Below are 13,623 nucleotides of genomic sequence, written 5' to 3' on the forward strand. Positions count from 1 at the left end.
GTTATGTGTGATATTTTATCGCCTGATGGTATTACTATGATGTTTAGGGCGAAACTATCATTATAAATCATTGTCATAACGCAGAGCTTAATAACATTAAGCTTATATTTTAATTGTTTATATTTCTTATGCAGATTCCTCATCGTGATAATGGGTGCAAGGGAAAGAGGGTAGTATGAAAAAATTACTGTATGTTTTAATCGGTATTATTATCGTCGTTGTACTTGGGATCACAGCCCTTGTCACGTTAGTCAATCCCAATCAGTTTAAAGCTGTGATTGCAGAGCAAGTAAAAAAGCAAACAGGGCGTGAGTTGGATATTCGCGGCGATATTAACTGGCGTTTTTTCCCAACATTAGGCTTAAGTGTGGGGGAAACAACGTTAAATAACCCTCAAGGCTTTGCTCAGCCAAACCTGATTCAATTTAAGCAAGCTGAGTTGTCTGTTTCCGTATTACCGCTTTTATCTCATGAGCTTGATATTGGTAAAGTGCGTTTAGATGGTGCGCATGTTTTTGTGCAAACATTGAAAGATGGTCGTAGTAATTTAGATGGCTTAACTGAAAAGTCATCAACTAAAGAAGTGAATGACTCTACATCATCAAAAGCTAATAAAGATGCTGTTAGTAATGTTCAGGATGAGAAGTCAACGGCATCAAAGGTAACGACACAACCGTGGAAAATATCTCTTGCTGGGGTTGAACTTATCAATGCTAGTGTTGATATTATAAATGACAAAACCGGTTCGAATATCGCGTTAAATAAGGTGAATTTCACCTTAGATAAACTGACACCAAATACATGGACGAAAGCGACATTTGATATTTCGGGCAGTGCAAATGCGCTAAAATTTGCAGCTAAAGGCAGTACCGAGTTGAATCTGTCTTCTGCATATCAATTGGCTGAATTAAAAAATCTAGATGTATCTCTGACGGCCCAAGATGGAAAAACAGAGATAAAACATGCTCAAGTAACGCTGGATCATTTTCAGTATGGTCAATGGGCAACGGTTAATTTAAATATAGATGGTCAATTACCTGAGTTGGCTTTTGTTACCAAAGGGCAGACCCAGTTTAAATTGTCGTCGGATAGAAATATTCTAACGTTAGAGAATCTTTCAATAGATAATGCATTGTCAGGAAAAGCGTTACCTCGCCCTAAGATGCAGGTAAACATAAAAACCAATGCTAGTTATGATATAACGACAAAAACAGCGACGTTATCAAAACTCAATGCAAATGCAGATGAACTAGCGTTAATGGGAGATGTATCTTTTATCAACCGTGATGTTCCTGTGATCCGTTTTAATTTATCTAGCGATAATATTAATCTTGATAACTGGCTAAACAAGCAGCACGGCCAGGTTTCATCGGAAAAGCCTGCAGTATCAGATCAAGCTGCGAATAACACATCAACCGAAGTTGCTTCGTCAACGTCACAACAAACCTCTTCACCATCGGTATCAAATACTTCCTCTGCAATACAAGAGCCGGATCTTTCAGTACTAAAAGGTATTGATGTTGACGGAACGATAATGGCGAAAAAGTTCACTATCTCACATGCACACTTGTCTGATGTGAAACTGTCGGTTGTGATTCAAAATGGGATTGCAAAGTTAAATTCGTTCACGGCAAATTTATATAAAGGCACTGTGAGTGGAACAGCACAATTGAACGTTAATACACCTTTGGCTAGCTATCAATTACATAATCAAATAAAAGGCGTTGAAATCCAGCCATTATTGGAAGATGTTGCTAATAATAAGCAGTTAGCAGGACGTGCAAATATTATCGCCAATCTTGCAGGTAAAGGCTTATCTTCACAACATTTGAAAAATAACAGTACAGGTACGATTAATGTGAATTTAACCGATGGCGCTGTTTATGGAGTGAATATATCAGAGATGATCCGTTCAGCAAAAGCCCGTCTAAAAGGTGAAAAGTTATCTGATAGTCAGAAGCAAAAGAAAACAGATTTTTCTTCTTTAACGGCATTGTTGCAATTAGGGCAAGGCCAAGCAAAGATCGACAATCTTCACCTTGTTTCACCATTACTTGATATCAATGGTCGTGGTATGACGGATTTAAATAATGAGTCATTAAATTTTTCTGTAGATACTGCTATTGTAGCAAGTGGTAAAGGGTTAGATGAATTGAAAGGGATTACTGTTCCTATTAAAATAAAAGGCACATGGCAGCAGCCTAAATACCAATTAGATTTAAAAAATCTCTTTAAGCAAAATAGCGAATTAGAGCAAAAAGCGAAGAAAGAGCTAAACCGAGGTCTTGAAAAGCTATTGGGTGATAAAGCCAAAGACGAAAAGATTAAAAATGTAGCGGATCAATTGCTTAAAGGTTTGTTTAATTAACAATATTTTTATATTGGTCACGTTATTATTGAAAAGGTTTGCTTATTAAGGCAAGCCTTTTCTAGTTTATATGTATTTGATACTAAAAAGTAAATGGCGACTTTATAGTAAGACGGTGAGCAGTGATTACTGTCACTTGATAAATGAATGACGCCATGATGATGAATTATGATAGATAAACCGACGTCGACAGATGAAAAAACAACCTTGATGTCAAAAGTAATGGCGATTGTTACTTTTGTGGTCGATAAAATAAAAGCCTTGCCTCCTATTGATCACTTGATCCGTGCTGCGGATCGCTTTAATGATCGTTTGGGGAGTCAGTTTGGTGCAGCAATCACTTATTTCTCTTTTTTATCCCTTATCCCTATTTTAATGGTGTTGTTTGCAGCAGCGGGTTTTATATTGGCCTCTAATGCCTCATTACTAAATAGCATTATTGATAAAATAGTTGCAGGTGTTACTGATCCAAGCTTAGCAACGACATTAAAAAACACTGTTAATATTGCTATTAGTCAGCGTACAACTGTCGGTTTAAGTGGTTTAGCCATTGCTTTGTATTCTGGTATTAGTTGGATGGGGAATTTACGTGAAGCCATTCGAGCACAAACCCGTGATGTATGGGAACGCAAACCTGAAGATAAAGATCATTTTTTACTGCAATATGTGAAAGATTTTGTCGCACTGACAGGGTTAGTGGGCGCATTAATTTTTACTGTTGTACTAACGTCAGTGGCAGGCTCTGCACAAGCAACAATTGTTAATGCGCTAGGTTTAGAAAATATTACTTGGTTACGCCCTGCTCTTACCGCAACAGCTTTAACAATATCGATCTGTGCTAACTATCTTATGTTTTTATGGATCTTTTGGATGTTACCTAAGCGTCGTTTTAATCGTAGGGCACTGATGAAAGGAACATTACTTGCCGCGATAGGCTTTGAAGCAATTAAGTTTGCTATGACATTCATGTTACCTAAACTGGCAAGCTCACCATCAGGTGCCGCGTTTGGTTCAATTATAGGCTTAATGGCATTTTTCTATTTCTTTGCGCGTTTGACATTATTTTGTGCCGCTTGGATTGCGACAGCGAATGAACATCGTATTACGCCGATCACTGATGAAGAATAACGGCTTTATTCTGTGATGAATACAAGAAAGGATGACGCTATGTCATCCTTTTTTATTACATTGTGCAATATTGAGTTGTTTTAGGAAATGACTGATTTGGCTAACTTGAAGACCAATTCTTGGTTCAATGAACTTACGGCGGATCATGGCATAGCTGACTGTTGCAGTAGCGATGGCAATAAAGGCATTGATATTGAGTATAAGTAAAACAAGGCTAACAATACCAATATATGCGATGCTATAGCCGAACACTTGGTTTTCATTATGTTGTAGATGGATGCCACAGCTCTCACAGGTAAAAGAGAGGGTATCTTGGTTGAGTGTTGGTACTGAGGTTTTATGCTGACAGCAAGGACAAGTTTTTTTCATTTTATTACCTTTAATAGACTGACAACGCCAGATATGCGAACTACATCCCTGTCTATATCAGTAGTGTCATATTACTGAAGGTAGAAGTACCGTTTGACTGCGTAATGTAATAACTTTGTCATGGTATAGTTAACTGATTAATATATTAATAATGATTATGTATTTATATTTCATGCTAGATATGAAGCTAAATACAAGGAGTGTATGTGGATTCAATAACTCAAGCTGCACTAGGGGCATCTGTTGCAGCGGTTGTGGCAGGACGCCACTGTAAGCCTAAAACATTATTGATTGGTGCTGCGTTAGGGACGTTACCTGATTTAGATGTTTTTATTGATTATGGTGATCCTATTTCAGATACGGTGAAGCATCGTGGCTTTAGCCATTCACTTTTTGTGTTGTTACCGTTCTCTTTATTACTCACTACATTATGGCATCACTATCGACCTACGGTATTATCATTTGGTCGATTATGGCTCTTAGTTGCCGCATGTTTGATCACTCATCCATTACTTGATTCATTTACTACCTATGGCACGCAACTGTTTTGGCCTTTAGATAACAGCGTTGCGGTATCGAGTCTCTTTATTATCGATCCACTCTATACATTGCCTTTGCTTATCATGCTGATTGCAAGCTTGATGTGGCGAGAGAAAATGGCAAAACTCTGTAGTATTGGACTAATCGTTTCAACGATTTACTTAGCATGGTCAGTTGTTGCTTATAAGGTTATTGAGCACCGTATTGAACAAGAGTTAAAGCACACACCGTTAGCCAATCAGCCCATGTTTATCAGCCCAACCCCGTTTAATACGGTACTTTGGCGGTTTATTATTCTTGATGATGATAAATATTATGAGGGCTTTTCATCTTTGCTCGATCCAAAAGATGATGATGGTTACCCTATACAATGGGTGCAACGAGAGCGAGGCACGTTACCGTTAAAACAGCCCTCAGAGCATGTTGCAATGCTAACTAAGTTTGCTAGTGATTTTGTTCAGTATCAAACGATTGATGATCAATTAGTGGTGACAGATCTGCGGTTAGGATTAATCGAATATTTGCCATTTCGTTTTATCGTTGCCAAGCAGTCACCGCAGCAAGGTTGGCAATTAATAGCACCGATAAAAATGGAGGAGCGAAAAGTGCAACCCAAACACCTTTCTGCATTATGGTTACGGCTATTAGGCAGCCAAGATGTGAATGCCGATCTATGCCAGATCAATGAATGCCCCAGTAACATTGTTATAAAAACGTAACTATAACGTTTCTTTCACTGTTTTCTTATGTGTTGATGTAGTAATGCTAATCGGCTTTTTTCGCTGTGCGAGTTACAGAGCGTATTCTACGTAGCAATCCAAAGCGTGTGACTATCGTAGGTCTATTAGTCTCTTACGTGATGACATTCATGCTAGGTATTGGTTACGCAGTGTACTCATTATGCCAATCATTGGTGATGTTGCCTTGAAAGATGGCATTCGTCCTGAGCGACCAATGGCTGCATCTTTTGTCGCATCGCAATTAGCGATCACGGCGAGTCCTATTTCTGCCGCTGTGGTGTATTACCTTGCTCAATTTTCGGGCATTAATGAATCAATCAGCCTGTTATCTATTTTGATGGTAACTGTACCTGCGACCTTGGTCGGTACGTTATTACTGTCACTGCATAGCTTGCGTCGAGGTAAAGAAATCGCTGATGATCCTGAGTATCAACGTCGTTTAAACGATCCTGTTTGGCGCGATCAAATTCTTCATACGACTTCAACATCATTAAATGAAGAGTTACCTAAAACTGCAATGCATGCGGTGATACTGTTTATTTTAGTGTTAATCATGATTGTCATTGTCGCGATGGTGTCGGAAATTCGTACTATTGGTGTTGTATCAGCTTGCTGTATTGGTTATGCCATTGCACAAGTGCTTATTTAATAAGAGGTTATGATATTTTAAAGGTATCCGATGGGTCCCTTTTTTTATTAAAGATTGCCTTAAAATATTACCGCTGAATTATAGATTCCCATAAGGTATGATTAATTTGTAAATTGAATAATTAATGTTGAGCTGATAATTAAGTGTTTCAAATTGTACGATCTAATTCTTATGTTTTGTATTTAACTTTTTGTATTTAAATGTTTTTATTGTTTATTAGTTATTTTTCGATTGTTTGTTTGAATTTATTGTTCTTGATTGCTTTTTTATTATCAGCATAATGCGCGCCGTTTAACTTGGATTTACGAATTTATTCATATCGGAGATGAAAATGGCTGCTGATAATAATTACAGTTTAGGGCCTGTACCCCTTACTGCTCGAAAGGGTGTCGCTTCACTGACAATGGTCATGTTAGGTCTCACTTTTTTCTCCGCCAGTATGTGGACAGGTGGTTCACTTGGTACTGGACTTTCATTTGACGACTTCTTCCTTGCTGTTCTCATCGGCAATCTTATCCTCGGTATTTACACTTCTTTTCTTGGCTATATCGGTGCTTCCACCGGACTCTCTACTCATCTTCTTGCTCGTTTTTCTTTTGGTACTAAAGGCTCATGGCTACCGTCTGCATTGCTTGGCGGTACACAAGTTGGCTGGTTCGGTGTGGGGGTTGCAATGTTTGCGATCCCTGTTCATAAAGCCACTGGCATTGATACCAATGTATTAATTGTCGTATCCGGTATATTGATGACGGTTACTGTGTACTTTGGTATGTCGGCATTAATGATCCTATCAGCCATTGCTGTACCTGCAATTGCAGTGTTAGGTAGTTATTCTGTAGCTGGGGCTGTTGAAAGTATTGGTGGTGTTGATCAATTAAAGATGATGAAGCCTGTCGATCCTATCGATTTTCCGGTTGCACTGGCGATGGTTGTTGGCTCGTTTGTGAGTGCGGGAACGTTAACCGCAGATTTTGTTCGCTTTGGTAAGAAGCCTAAATCAGCAGTACTCGTGACCATGGTTGCTTTCTTCTTAGGTAATTCTCTGATGTTTATCTTTGGCGCAGCAGGTGCTGCAGTAACAGGGCATTCTGATATTTCTGAAGTGATGATTGCACAAGGGTTGTTGATCCCTGCCATTATCGTATTAGGTCTTAATATTTGGACGACTAATGATAATGCGCTTTATGCTTCAGGCTTAGGATTTGCAAATATCACTGGATTGCCGAGTAAGTATTTGTCAGTCGTGAATGGTTTGATCGGCACACTTTGTGCGCTATGGCTTTATAACAATTTTGTGGGTTGGCTAACATTCCTATCCTTAGCGATTCCACCGATTGGCGGCGTGATCATTGCGGATTTCTTTATCAATCGTAAGCGCTACCAAGATTTTACTAAAGCAGAGTTTAAAACGGTTAATTGGGCTGGCATGTTAGCGATTACTGTCGGTGTTGCGGCAGGGCATTTCTTGCCAGGTATCGTACCTGTGAATGCGGTGTTAGGTGGTGCGATAAGCTACGTGCTATTAAACACAGTAATGAATAAAAAGACACATGCAGTAAAGCAAGTGGCGTAAGGGAAAATGATGACAAGTTTATTGATTAATAATGCGACGTTGCAAAATGAAACAGGCTTAAAGCAAATTCTGATTGAGAATGGTGTTTTTACACAAATTGTAGATAACCATACCATCACAGATCACCAAGGTGAGACGCTAGATGCTGCTGGTGGCTTAGTGGTAACGCCATTTTGTGAGCCACATATTCATTTAGATACCACGCAAACAGCAGGTGAGCCGAGCTGGAATATTTCAGGAACCTTATTCGAGGGCATTGAGCGTTGGGCTGAGCGTAAGCAGTTACTTTCGATTGAAGATGTAAAAACACGTGCTAAGCAGACCTTGAAGTGGCAAATCGCTAACGGTGTTCAGCATGTACGTACTCATGTGGATGTTTCCGATCCGACGTTGATTGCATTAAAAGCGATGCTTGAAGTACGTGAAGAAATGAAGCCTTGGGTGGATATTCAGATTGTCGCTTTCCCACAAGAAGGGATTTTGTCTTACCCCAACGGTAAAGAGCTACTTGAACAAGCAGTACAACTTGGTGCTGATGTTATCGGTGCTATTCCACACTTTGAATTTACTCGTGAATACGGTGTGGAATCGCTGCATTACGTGTTTGAATTAGCACGTAAATATGATCGATTGATCGATGTGCATTGTGATGAAATTGATGATGAACAGTCACGTTTTGTTGAAACAGTAGCCGCACTGGCACATAAATATAATATGGGCGAGAAAGTCACAGCAAGCCATACCACTGCAATGGGGTCTTATAATGGTGCTTACGCATCACGCTTGTTCCGCTTATTACGTATGTCAGGGATTAACTTTGTTGCTAACCCATTAGTGAATATTCACCTACAAGGGCGTTTTGATGATTATCCTAAACGTCGTGGTGTAACACGTGTTAAAGAGATGCTAGGGGCTGATATCAACGTATGCTTTGGTCATGATGATGTGTTTGATCCTTGGTATCCGCTAGGTACAGCCAACATGCTACAAGTGCTTCACATGGGTCTGCATGTATGCCAAGTGATGGGGTATGAGCAAATCAATCAATCGTTAGATTTGATCAGCAAAAACTCAGCACGCACCTTAAACATTCAAGATAATTACGGCATTGAAGTGGGTAAGCCGGGCAGTTTATTGGTTTTACCTGCAGAGAATGGTTTTGATGCGGTGCGTCGCCAAGTGCCAGTTCAATACTCAGTGCGTCACGGTAAAGTGATCGCCCAAACTCAACCTGCAGAAACGCAAATTCATTTAGATGAAACAGAACGTGTTACCTTTAAACGCTAATTAGTTTAAAAGATAGCAATAGAGAAAAGGCACGATAGAGTGCCTTTTTGATATTCAAATTATAATATTAGCTATCTGCTTGTTTTTTGCTTGGATCCTCTGGCGTGTCATAAGGCCAGTAATGATGGCCGATACGAATAATTACTGTTGCTGCAGCTAACACAAATGCAGCTAGCGATAGCCAAATAATAACCGTGCCATCTAATTCTTTCATTCCCAGGGTGATGTAGCGAGCAATCGCCATTATTGCAATATAGATAGGATAACGAACTGGAATTTTACCATTAACAACAAATTGTTGAACCATGGCTAATATTTCCAAATAGATGAACATTAAAAGAATGTCCGTTAGTAGAATATTTCTCTCTACGATGACATGTATAAATTCATTAAACATGGCAACGACGGTAGAAAGTGTTATCCCCACCAAAAGAATGGCTTCTAAGGTATGAAATATTTTAAGAAAAGGTTTGCTAAACGCTTTTGGTAAATGGGACGGCATAATTGCTCCAAAAATAGCATTACTGGCTGATAAGCATGTGGCTATTATATGAAGCTATAGACTCTGTGATAGTAATAAATGTAAAAAATTAATTGGTTGTTGGTTATTTAGCCATTAAAAGTAAGGTTTATTACTTTTAATGGCTTATTCGCATTTACCAATCAATCCCTTTTCGCGCTTTTATTCCGCTTTCAAAGGCATGCTTAACATTACGCACTTCTGAGACAGTATCGGCAATTTCGAGTAATTGTCGGTGTGCAGCTCGTCCTGTAATGATCACCGATTGTGTTGTAGGACGCTTTTCTATAGCCTCAATTACGTCATCTAACGCAATATAATCATAGGTAATCATATAAGTCAGCTCATCGAGTAATACAACATCATAGCTATCATCAGCTAGCATTGCTTTACATTGTTGCCATGTTTCTTTTGCAGCGGCGGTATCGGCTGCTTTATTTTGGGTTTCCCATGTAAATCCAGTCGCCATGACTGCAAAGTTGACACCGTGTTGCGCTAGTAAATTACGCTCACCACAATCCCATGTGCCTTTTATAAATTGTCCGACACCACAGCGCTGACCATGACCGACGGCTCGCGCAATCATGCCAAACCCTGAAGTAGATTTTCCTTTACCATTGCCAGTGATTACCAGAACCAGTCCTTTTTCGTGTTGGGCGGCATCAATACGAGCATCGACTTGCTCTTTTAATTTTTGCTGACGCGCCTTATGGCGATCATCCTTGTTGGTTGTATCTATCATCTGAAATCCTTAAAAATGATAATGGTTCGCAAAGGTTAATAATGTCAGGTATCCGGCTATCTCTGCAAGTTGTTGTGTCGCCCCTAAACAATCACCGGTATATCCACCGAGTTGATGGTTGAACCAATAGCCACAACTTTGGCGAATCAAGATGGTTGTTATAAGACAACTTAATGCAAGAGATAGCGGTAATATTGAAAGTACTAATATTGCTGTTGTTAGTAAGATCCCAATATCGAGTAAAGATTGCTGATTGGCTAAAGGTTTAACCTTACTATCCTGATCTGCGCGAACATAAGGGTAAGAGAAGATAATACTTGCTGCAGCGACTCGGCTTATACAATGAATAACAATGAAGGCATAAACAGGGAAGTAGAGGTTTATATCAGCCAATGAGACCAGTGCAATCCATTTTAAACCCAATGCCATGACTAGTGCAGAAGCGCCATATGTACCTAGACGAGAATCTTTCATTATGTTGAGCTTTGATTCAACCGTCCAACCACCACCAAAGCCGTCAAATACATCAGCCAGTCCATCTTCATGGAAAGCTCCCGTGATTAACAGACCTGAAATCATTGCAATACCAATCGCAATTGTAGCGGGAAAAAGCAGAATAAATAATAGGTATATTAAGCTACATATTGCTCCCACAATAAGACCAATAACACCAAAGTAGCGATTGGCATGATTTAATCGCTCAGTACTAAATGGAGTACTGGTTGGTATAGGAATACGAGTGAAAAAGGCTAATGCGACTAAAAAGAGTTGCCATTGATATCGATAGCCACTTTCCGTTAGTGATGCTTTGCTCTGTGTTTGATGATCGGTGCTCACACAGTAACTCCTGCATCATCAAAACTCGCCATATCATTGTAAAAGGCACACGCAGCGTTAATTAAAGGCAATGCTAATACAGCACCAGTTCCTTCACCTAAACGTAAGCCTAAGTTAAGTAATGGCGAGGCATTAAGATGTTGAAGCATACGATGATGTCCGGCTTCCTCTGAATGATGACAGAAAACAAGGTAATCGATAACATTAGGGTTAATTGCAACAGCCAGCAAGGCTGCTGCTGTTACAATGAAGCCATCAACCAATACAATCATTCGGTTTTCAGCCGCTTGTAGTATACCGCCTGTGATTTGTGCAACTTCAAACCCACCAACAGCGGATAACACTTTTAACGGATCGCCTGTTGCACTATAGTGATGTTTGCAGGCAAGACGAATAAGCGCTAATTTTTTTTGATATTGGCTGTCATCAATACCTGTACCATGTCCTGTGCATGCATCAGCAGGAAGATTAAGCAGCAATGCCATAATTGCGGCAGCACTACTGGTATTGCCTATCCCCATTTCCCCAAACGCAACAAGGTTGGTACCTGATTGATGCAGCGAATCAACAACGCTCGCTCCTGCGGATATTCCTTGTTTCACGGTATCAAGCGACATTGCATTCTGAGTGGTAAAATCTTGAGTGCCTTTGCCTAATGGCTGTCTGATTAAATCTGGATGGTCATTAACATCACCTAAAATCCCGGCGTCAACAATTTTAAGCGCCATATTATTGCTATGGCAAAAACAGTTCGCTGCCGCACCGCCGGCTAAAAAATTATGGACCATTTGGGTGGTGACTTCTGCGGGTGCAATACTTATTCCATGTTGTGAAATGCCATGATCTGCCGCGAAAATAAGTAGATGAGGATTATCGATGGTCAGTCTATCGCTTTGTTGTATTAATGCGAGTTGTTCAGCAAGTGGTTCTAATTGGCCTAACGCACCAATGGGCTTCGTTTTATTATCAATGCGTTTTTTAATGTGGACAGATTGAGTTTTATCTACAGGATAAATGGTAAACACAGTGCGAATCCTTTGCCGAATGTTTGAAATATTAATCACTTAATACAGTGATTGTTTCAGAAAACCTGACATAAGGGGAGCCGGAATGAGAAAAACAAACGTAAAATATGATCTACAGGTAGAAAAAAGCCCACCTTGTCAGTGGGCTTGTTAATATCTCTTAGCCGAGTACGTCAGAAGCAACTTTATAGGTTGGATCTTCAAGAACGTTCACTTCAACCAACGTTCCTGCTTTTTTCAGCAGCTTACTGCACTCAGGGCTTAAGTGACGCAAATGAATGGTTTTATTACGATTAGCATAACGTTCTGCAATCGTATCTATCGCTTCGATAGCGGAATGATCGGCAACACGTGATTTAGCAAAATCAATGATCACTTCTTTTGGATCATTTTGAGCATCAAATAACTCAAGAAAATGTGATACTGAACCAAAGAAAAGTGGACCATTTACTTGGTAAACTTTTGCACCATTATCATCAATGTGGCTTGCGGCATAAATTTCTTTAGCGTGATTCCAAGCAAATACGAGTGCAGAGTAAATAACACCGACAAGTACAGCAACCGCGAGATCTGCAATTACCGTCACGCAAGTTACTAAGATAATGGTAAAGAAATCGTGCTTTGGCACTTTACGCATCATTTTGAAACTTGCCCATTCAAACGTCCCGATCACAACCATAAACATTACGCCAACAAGCGCAGCAAGTGGGATCATTTCAATAAATGATGAACCGAATAAGATGAACAGTAGAAGGCCAATGGCTGCTGTAATACCGGATAAACGACCACGACCACCTGAGTTAATATTGATCATGGATTGACCAATCATGGCACAACCGCCCATCGCACCGAATACTGAACAAGTAACGTTTGCAACACCTTGACCAACACACTCACGGTTACCATGACCACGTGTATTTGTCATTTCATCAATCACAGTTAGCGTTAGTAATGATTCGATTAAACCAACCGCAGCAAGGATTAATGAGTAAGGCAAAATAATTTTTAGGGTTTCGAGGTTAAAGCCAACATCCGGTAAAGCGAATGTTGGTAAAGAGCCTGCCAGTGTTGCATTTGCGTCACCACTCATGGTACGAACAAAATCGACGACAGTGCGAGAGTCTAAACCTAAGACATGAACTAATGCTGTAACAGTTAAAATGGCAACAAGTGAAGAGGGAACTGCTTTAGTTAGTTTTGGTAAAAAATGAATGATAAACATGGTTAACGCAACCAAGCCTAACATGATGTAAAGCTGTGTGCCGTGCATCCATTCTAAGCCACCATTAAGAGCCGGAACTTTGAACTGACCTAACTGAGCTAAGAAAATTACAATCGCAAGACCGTTAACAAAACCGATCATGACAGGGTGAGGCACCATTCGAATAAATTTACCAAGACGGAACACCCCCGCTAGGATCTGAAGTAAACCTGCAAGCATGACGGCAGCAAAAAGATATTGAATACCGTGCTGGGCAACAAGGCTAACCATCACAACGGCCATTGCACCTGTAGCACCAGAAATCATACCTGGGCGACCACCGAAAACGGCAGTAATTAAACCGACAATGAAGGCTGCGTATAAGCCAACCATCGGGTCAACGCCAGCAACGAATGCGAAAGCAACGGCTTCAGGAACCAGTGCAAGTGCAACGGTTAAACCTGAAAGTACGTCGTTCTTGACGGATTGATGAGTTTTTTGGGGAAAATCTAACATGTTAGTTGAGGATTCTTCTATTATTTGCTGTATTTAAAGCGCATTTTGGTTAACAGAATGCTACAGAAAGTTGTAATTAGCTTCAACTTTTGTTGGCTAATAACGGCATTTACTCCGCTTACAAGTGA

General features: G+C 40.0%; 11 protein-coding genes and 1 pseudogene. 6 read left to right on the forward strand and 6 right to left on the reverse strand.

The genetic code is table 11. The annotated features are described in order from the left end of the window. Window positions 1–175 precede the first annotated feature (175 nt). Complete coding sequence (locus C9J42_RS03090) at window positions 176–2,368, forward strand: AsmA family protein (protein ID WP_107301644.1); 2,193 nt, start codon at window positions 176–178, stop codon at window positions 2,366–2,368. 168 nt (window positions 2,369–2,536) lie between these two features. Then, window positions 2,537–3,496 carry an inner membrane protein YhjD gene (gene yhjD / locus C9J42_RS03095; protein WP_107206185.1) on the forward strand — a complete coding sequence of 320 codons (960 nt, stop codon included), beginning with the start codon at window positions 2,537–2,539 and terminating at the stop codon, window positions 3,494–3,496. 42 nt (window positions 3,497–3,538) lie between these two features. Here the strand turns inward: yhjD and C9J42_RS03100 are convergent, their stop codons facing one another. Next, window positions 3,539–3,865: a hypothetical protein gene (locus C9J42_RS03100; RefSeq protein ID WP_107206186.1), complete on the reverse strand. Its 327-nt coding sequence runs from the start codon at window positions 3,863–3,865 to the stop codon at window positions 3,539–3,541. 206 nt (window positions 3,866–4,071) lie between these two features. Here C9J42_RS03100 and C9J42_RS03105 point away from each other — a divergent pair, with 206 nt between their 5' ends. The 4 genes and pseudogenes from C9J42_RS03105 (at window position 4,072) to C9J42_RS03120 (ending at window position 8,654) form a co-directional block, all read left to right on the forward strand. After that, entirely contained in the window at window positions 4,072–5,124 is a 1,053-nt protein-coding gene (locus C9J42_RS03105; RefSeq protein WP_107301645.1) for a metal-dependent hydrolase, read from the forward strand. Window positions 5,125–5,195: 71 nt separating this feature from the next. Further along, a pseudogene (locus C9J42_RS03110) lies at window positions 5,196–5,740 on the forward strand (anaerobic C4-dicarboxylate transporter family protein); the annotation flags it as partial. A 385-nt stretch (window positions 5,741–6,125) separates the two neighbouring features. Continuing rightward, window positions 6,126–7,367: a cytosine permease gene (gene codB, locus C9J42_RS03115; protein ID WP_107206188.1), complete on the forward strand. Its 1,242-nt coding sequence runs from the start codon at window positions 6,126–6,128 to the stop codon at window positions 7,365–7,367. 9 nt (window positions 7,368–7,376) lie between these two features. After that, window positions 7,377–8,654 carry a cytosine deaminase gene (locus C9J42_RS03120; protein ID WP_107245914.1) on the forward strand — a complete coding sequence of 426 codons (1,278 nt, stop codon included), beginning with the start codon at window positions 7,377–7,379 and terminating at the stop codon, window positions 8,652–8,654. 67 nt (window positions 8,655–8,721) lie between these two features. On the opposite strand, the gene C9J42_RS03125 is transcribed toward C9J42_RS03120, so the two are convergent. The 5 genes from C9J42_RS03125 to C9J42_RS03145 form a co-directional block, all read right to left on the reverse strand. Beyond that, window positions 8,722–9,156: a phosphate-starvation-inducible protein PsiE gene (locus tag C9J42_RS03125; RefSeq protein WP_107301646.1), complete on the reverse strand. Its 435-nt coding sequence runs from the start codon at window positions 9,154–9,156 to the stop codon at window positions 8,722–8,724. Between the two features lie 154 nt (window positions 9,157–9,310). Continuing rightward, window positions 9,311–9,916 (reverse strand): cob(I)yrinic acid a,c-diamide adenosyltransferase, encoded by a 606-nt coding sequence (gene cobO, locus C9J42_RS03130; protein WP_107206191.1) that lies wholly within the window; start codon window positions 9,914–9,916, stop codon window positions 9,311–9,313. A 9-nt stretch (window positions 9,917–9,925) separates the two neighbouring features. Then, a complete protein-coding gene (locus C9J42_RS03135; RefSeq protein WP_107206192.1) occupies window positions 9,926–10,753 on the reverse strand; it encodes an adenosylcobinamide-GDP ribazoletransferase in 828 nt (275 codons plus the stop codon). Then, entirely contained in the window at window positions 10,750–11,778 is a 1,029-nt protein-coding gene (gene cobT / locus C9J42_RS03140) for a nicotinate-nucleotide--dimethylbenzimidazole phosphoribosyltransferase (RefSeq protein WP_107301647.1), read from the reverse strand. The genes C9J42_RS03135 and cobT overlap by 4 nt, the downstream gene beginning before the upstream one ends. A 160-nt stretch (window positions 11,779–11,938) precedes the next feature. Beyond that, a complete protein-coding gene (locus tag C9J42_RS03145) occupies window positions 11,939–13,495 on the reverse strand; it encodes a SulP family inorganic anion transporter (protein ID WP_107206194.1) in 1,557 nt (518 codons plus the stop codon). Window positions 13,496–13,623: the final 128 nt, after the last annotated feature.

This window comes from Photobacterium sp. GB-56 (assembly GCF_003026105.1).
GTDB lineage: Bacteria > Pseudomonadota > Gammaproteobacteria > Enterobacterales > Vibrionaceae > Photobacterium.

Excerpts from the sequence above, each read along its gene's own strand:
- C9J42_RS03090 (WP_107301644.1), top strand. The coding sequence starts at position 176 with ATGAAAAAATTACTGTATGTTTTAATCGGTATTATTATCGTCGTTGTA.
- yhjD (WP_107206185.1), top strand. The coding sequence starts at position 2,537 with ATGATAGATAAACCGACGTCGACAGATGAAAAAACAACCTTGATGTCA.
- C9J42_RS03100 (WP_107206186.1), bottom strand. The coding sequence starts at position 3,865 with ATGAAAAAAACTTGTCCTTGCTGTCAGCATAAAACCTCAGTACCAACA.
- codB (WP_107206188.1), top strand. The coding sequence starts at position 6,126 with ATGGCTGCTGATAATAATTACAGTTTAGGGCCTGTACCCCTTACTGCT.
- C9J42_RS03120 (WP_107245914.1), top strand. The coding sequence starts at position 7,377 with ATGACAAGTTTATTGATTAATAATGCGACGTTGCAAAATGAAACAGGC.
- C9J42_RS03125 (WP_107301646.1), bottom strand. The coding sequence starts at position 9,156 with ATGCCGTCCCATTTACCAAAAGCGTTTAGCAAACCTTTTCTTAAAATA.
- cobO (WP_107206191.1), bottom strand. The coding sequence starts at position 9,916 with ATGATAGATACAACCAACAAGGATGATCGCCATAAGGCGCGTCAGCAA.
- C9J42_RS03145 (WP_107206194.1), bottom strand. The coding sequence starts at position 13,495 with ATGTTAGATTTTCCCCAAAAAACTCATCAATCCGTCAAGAACGACGTA.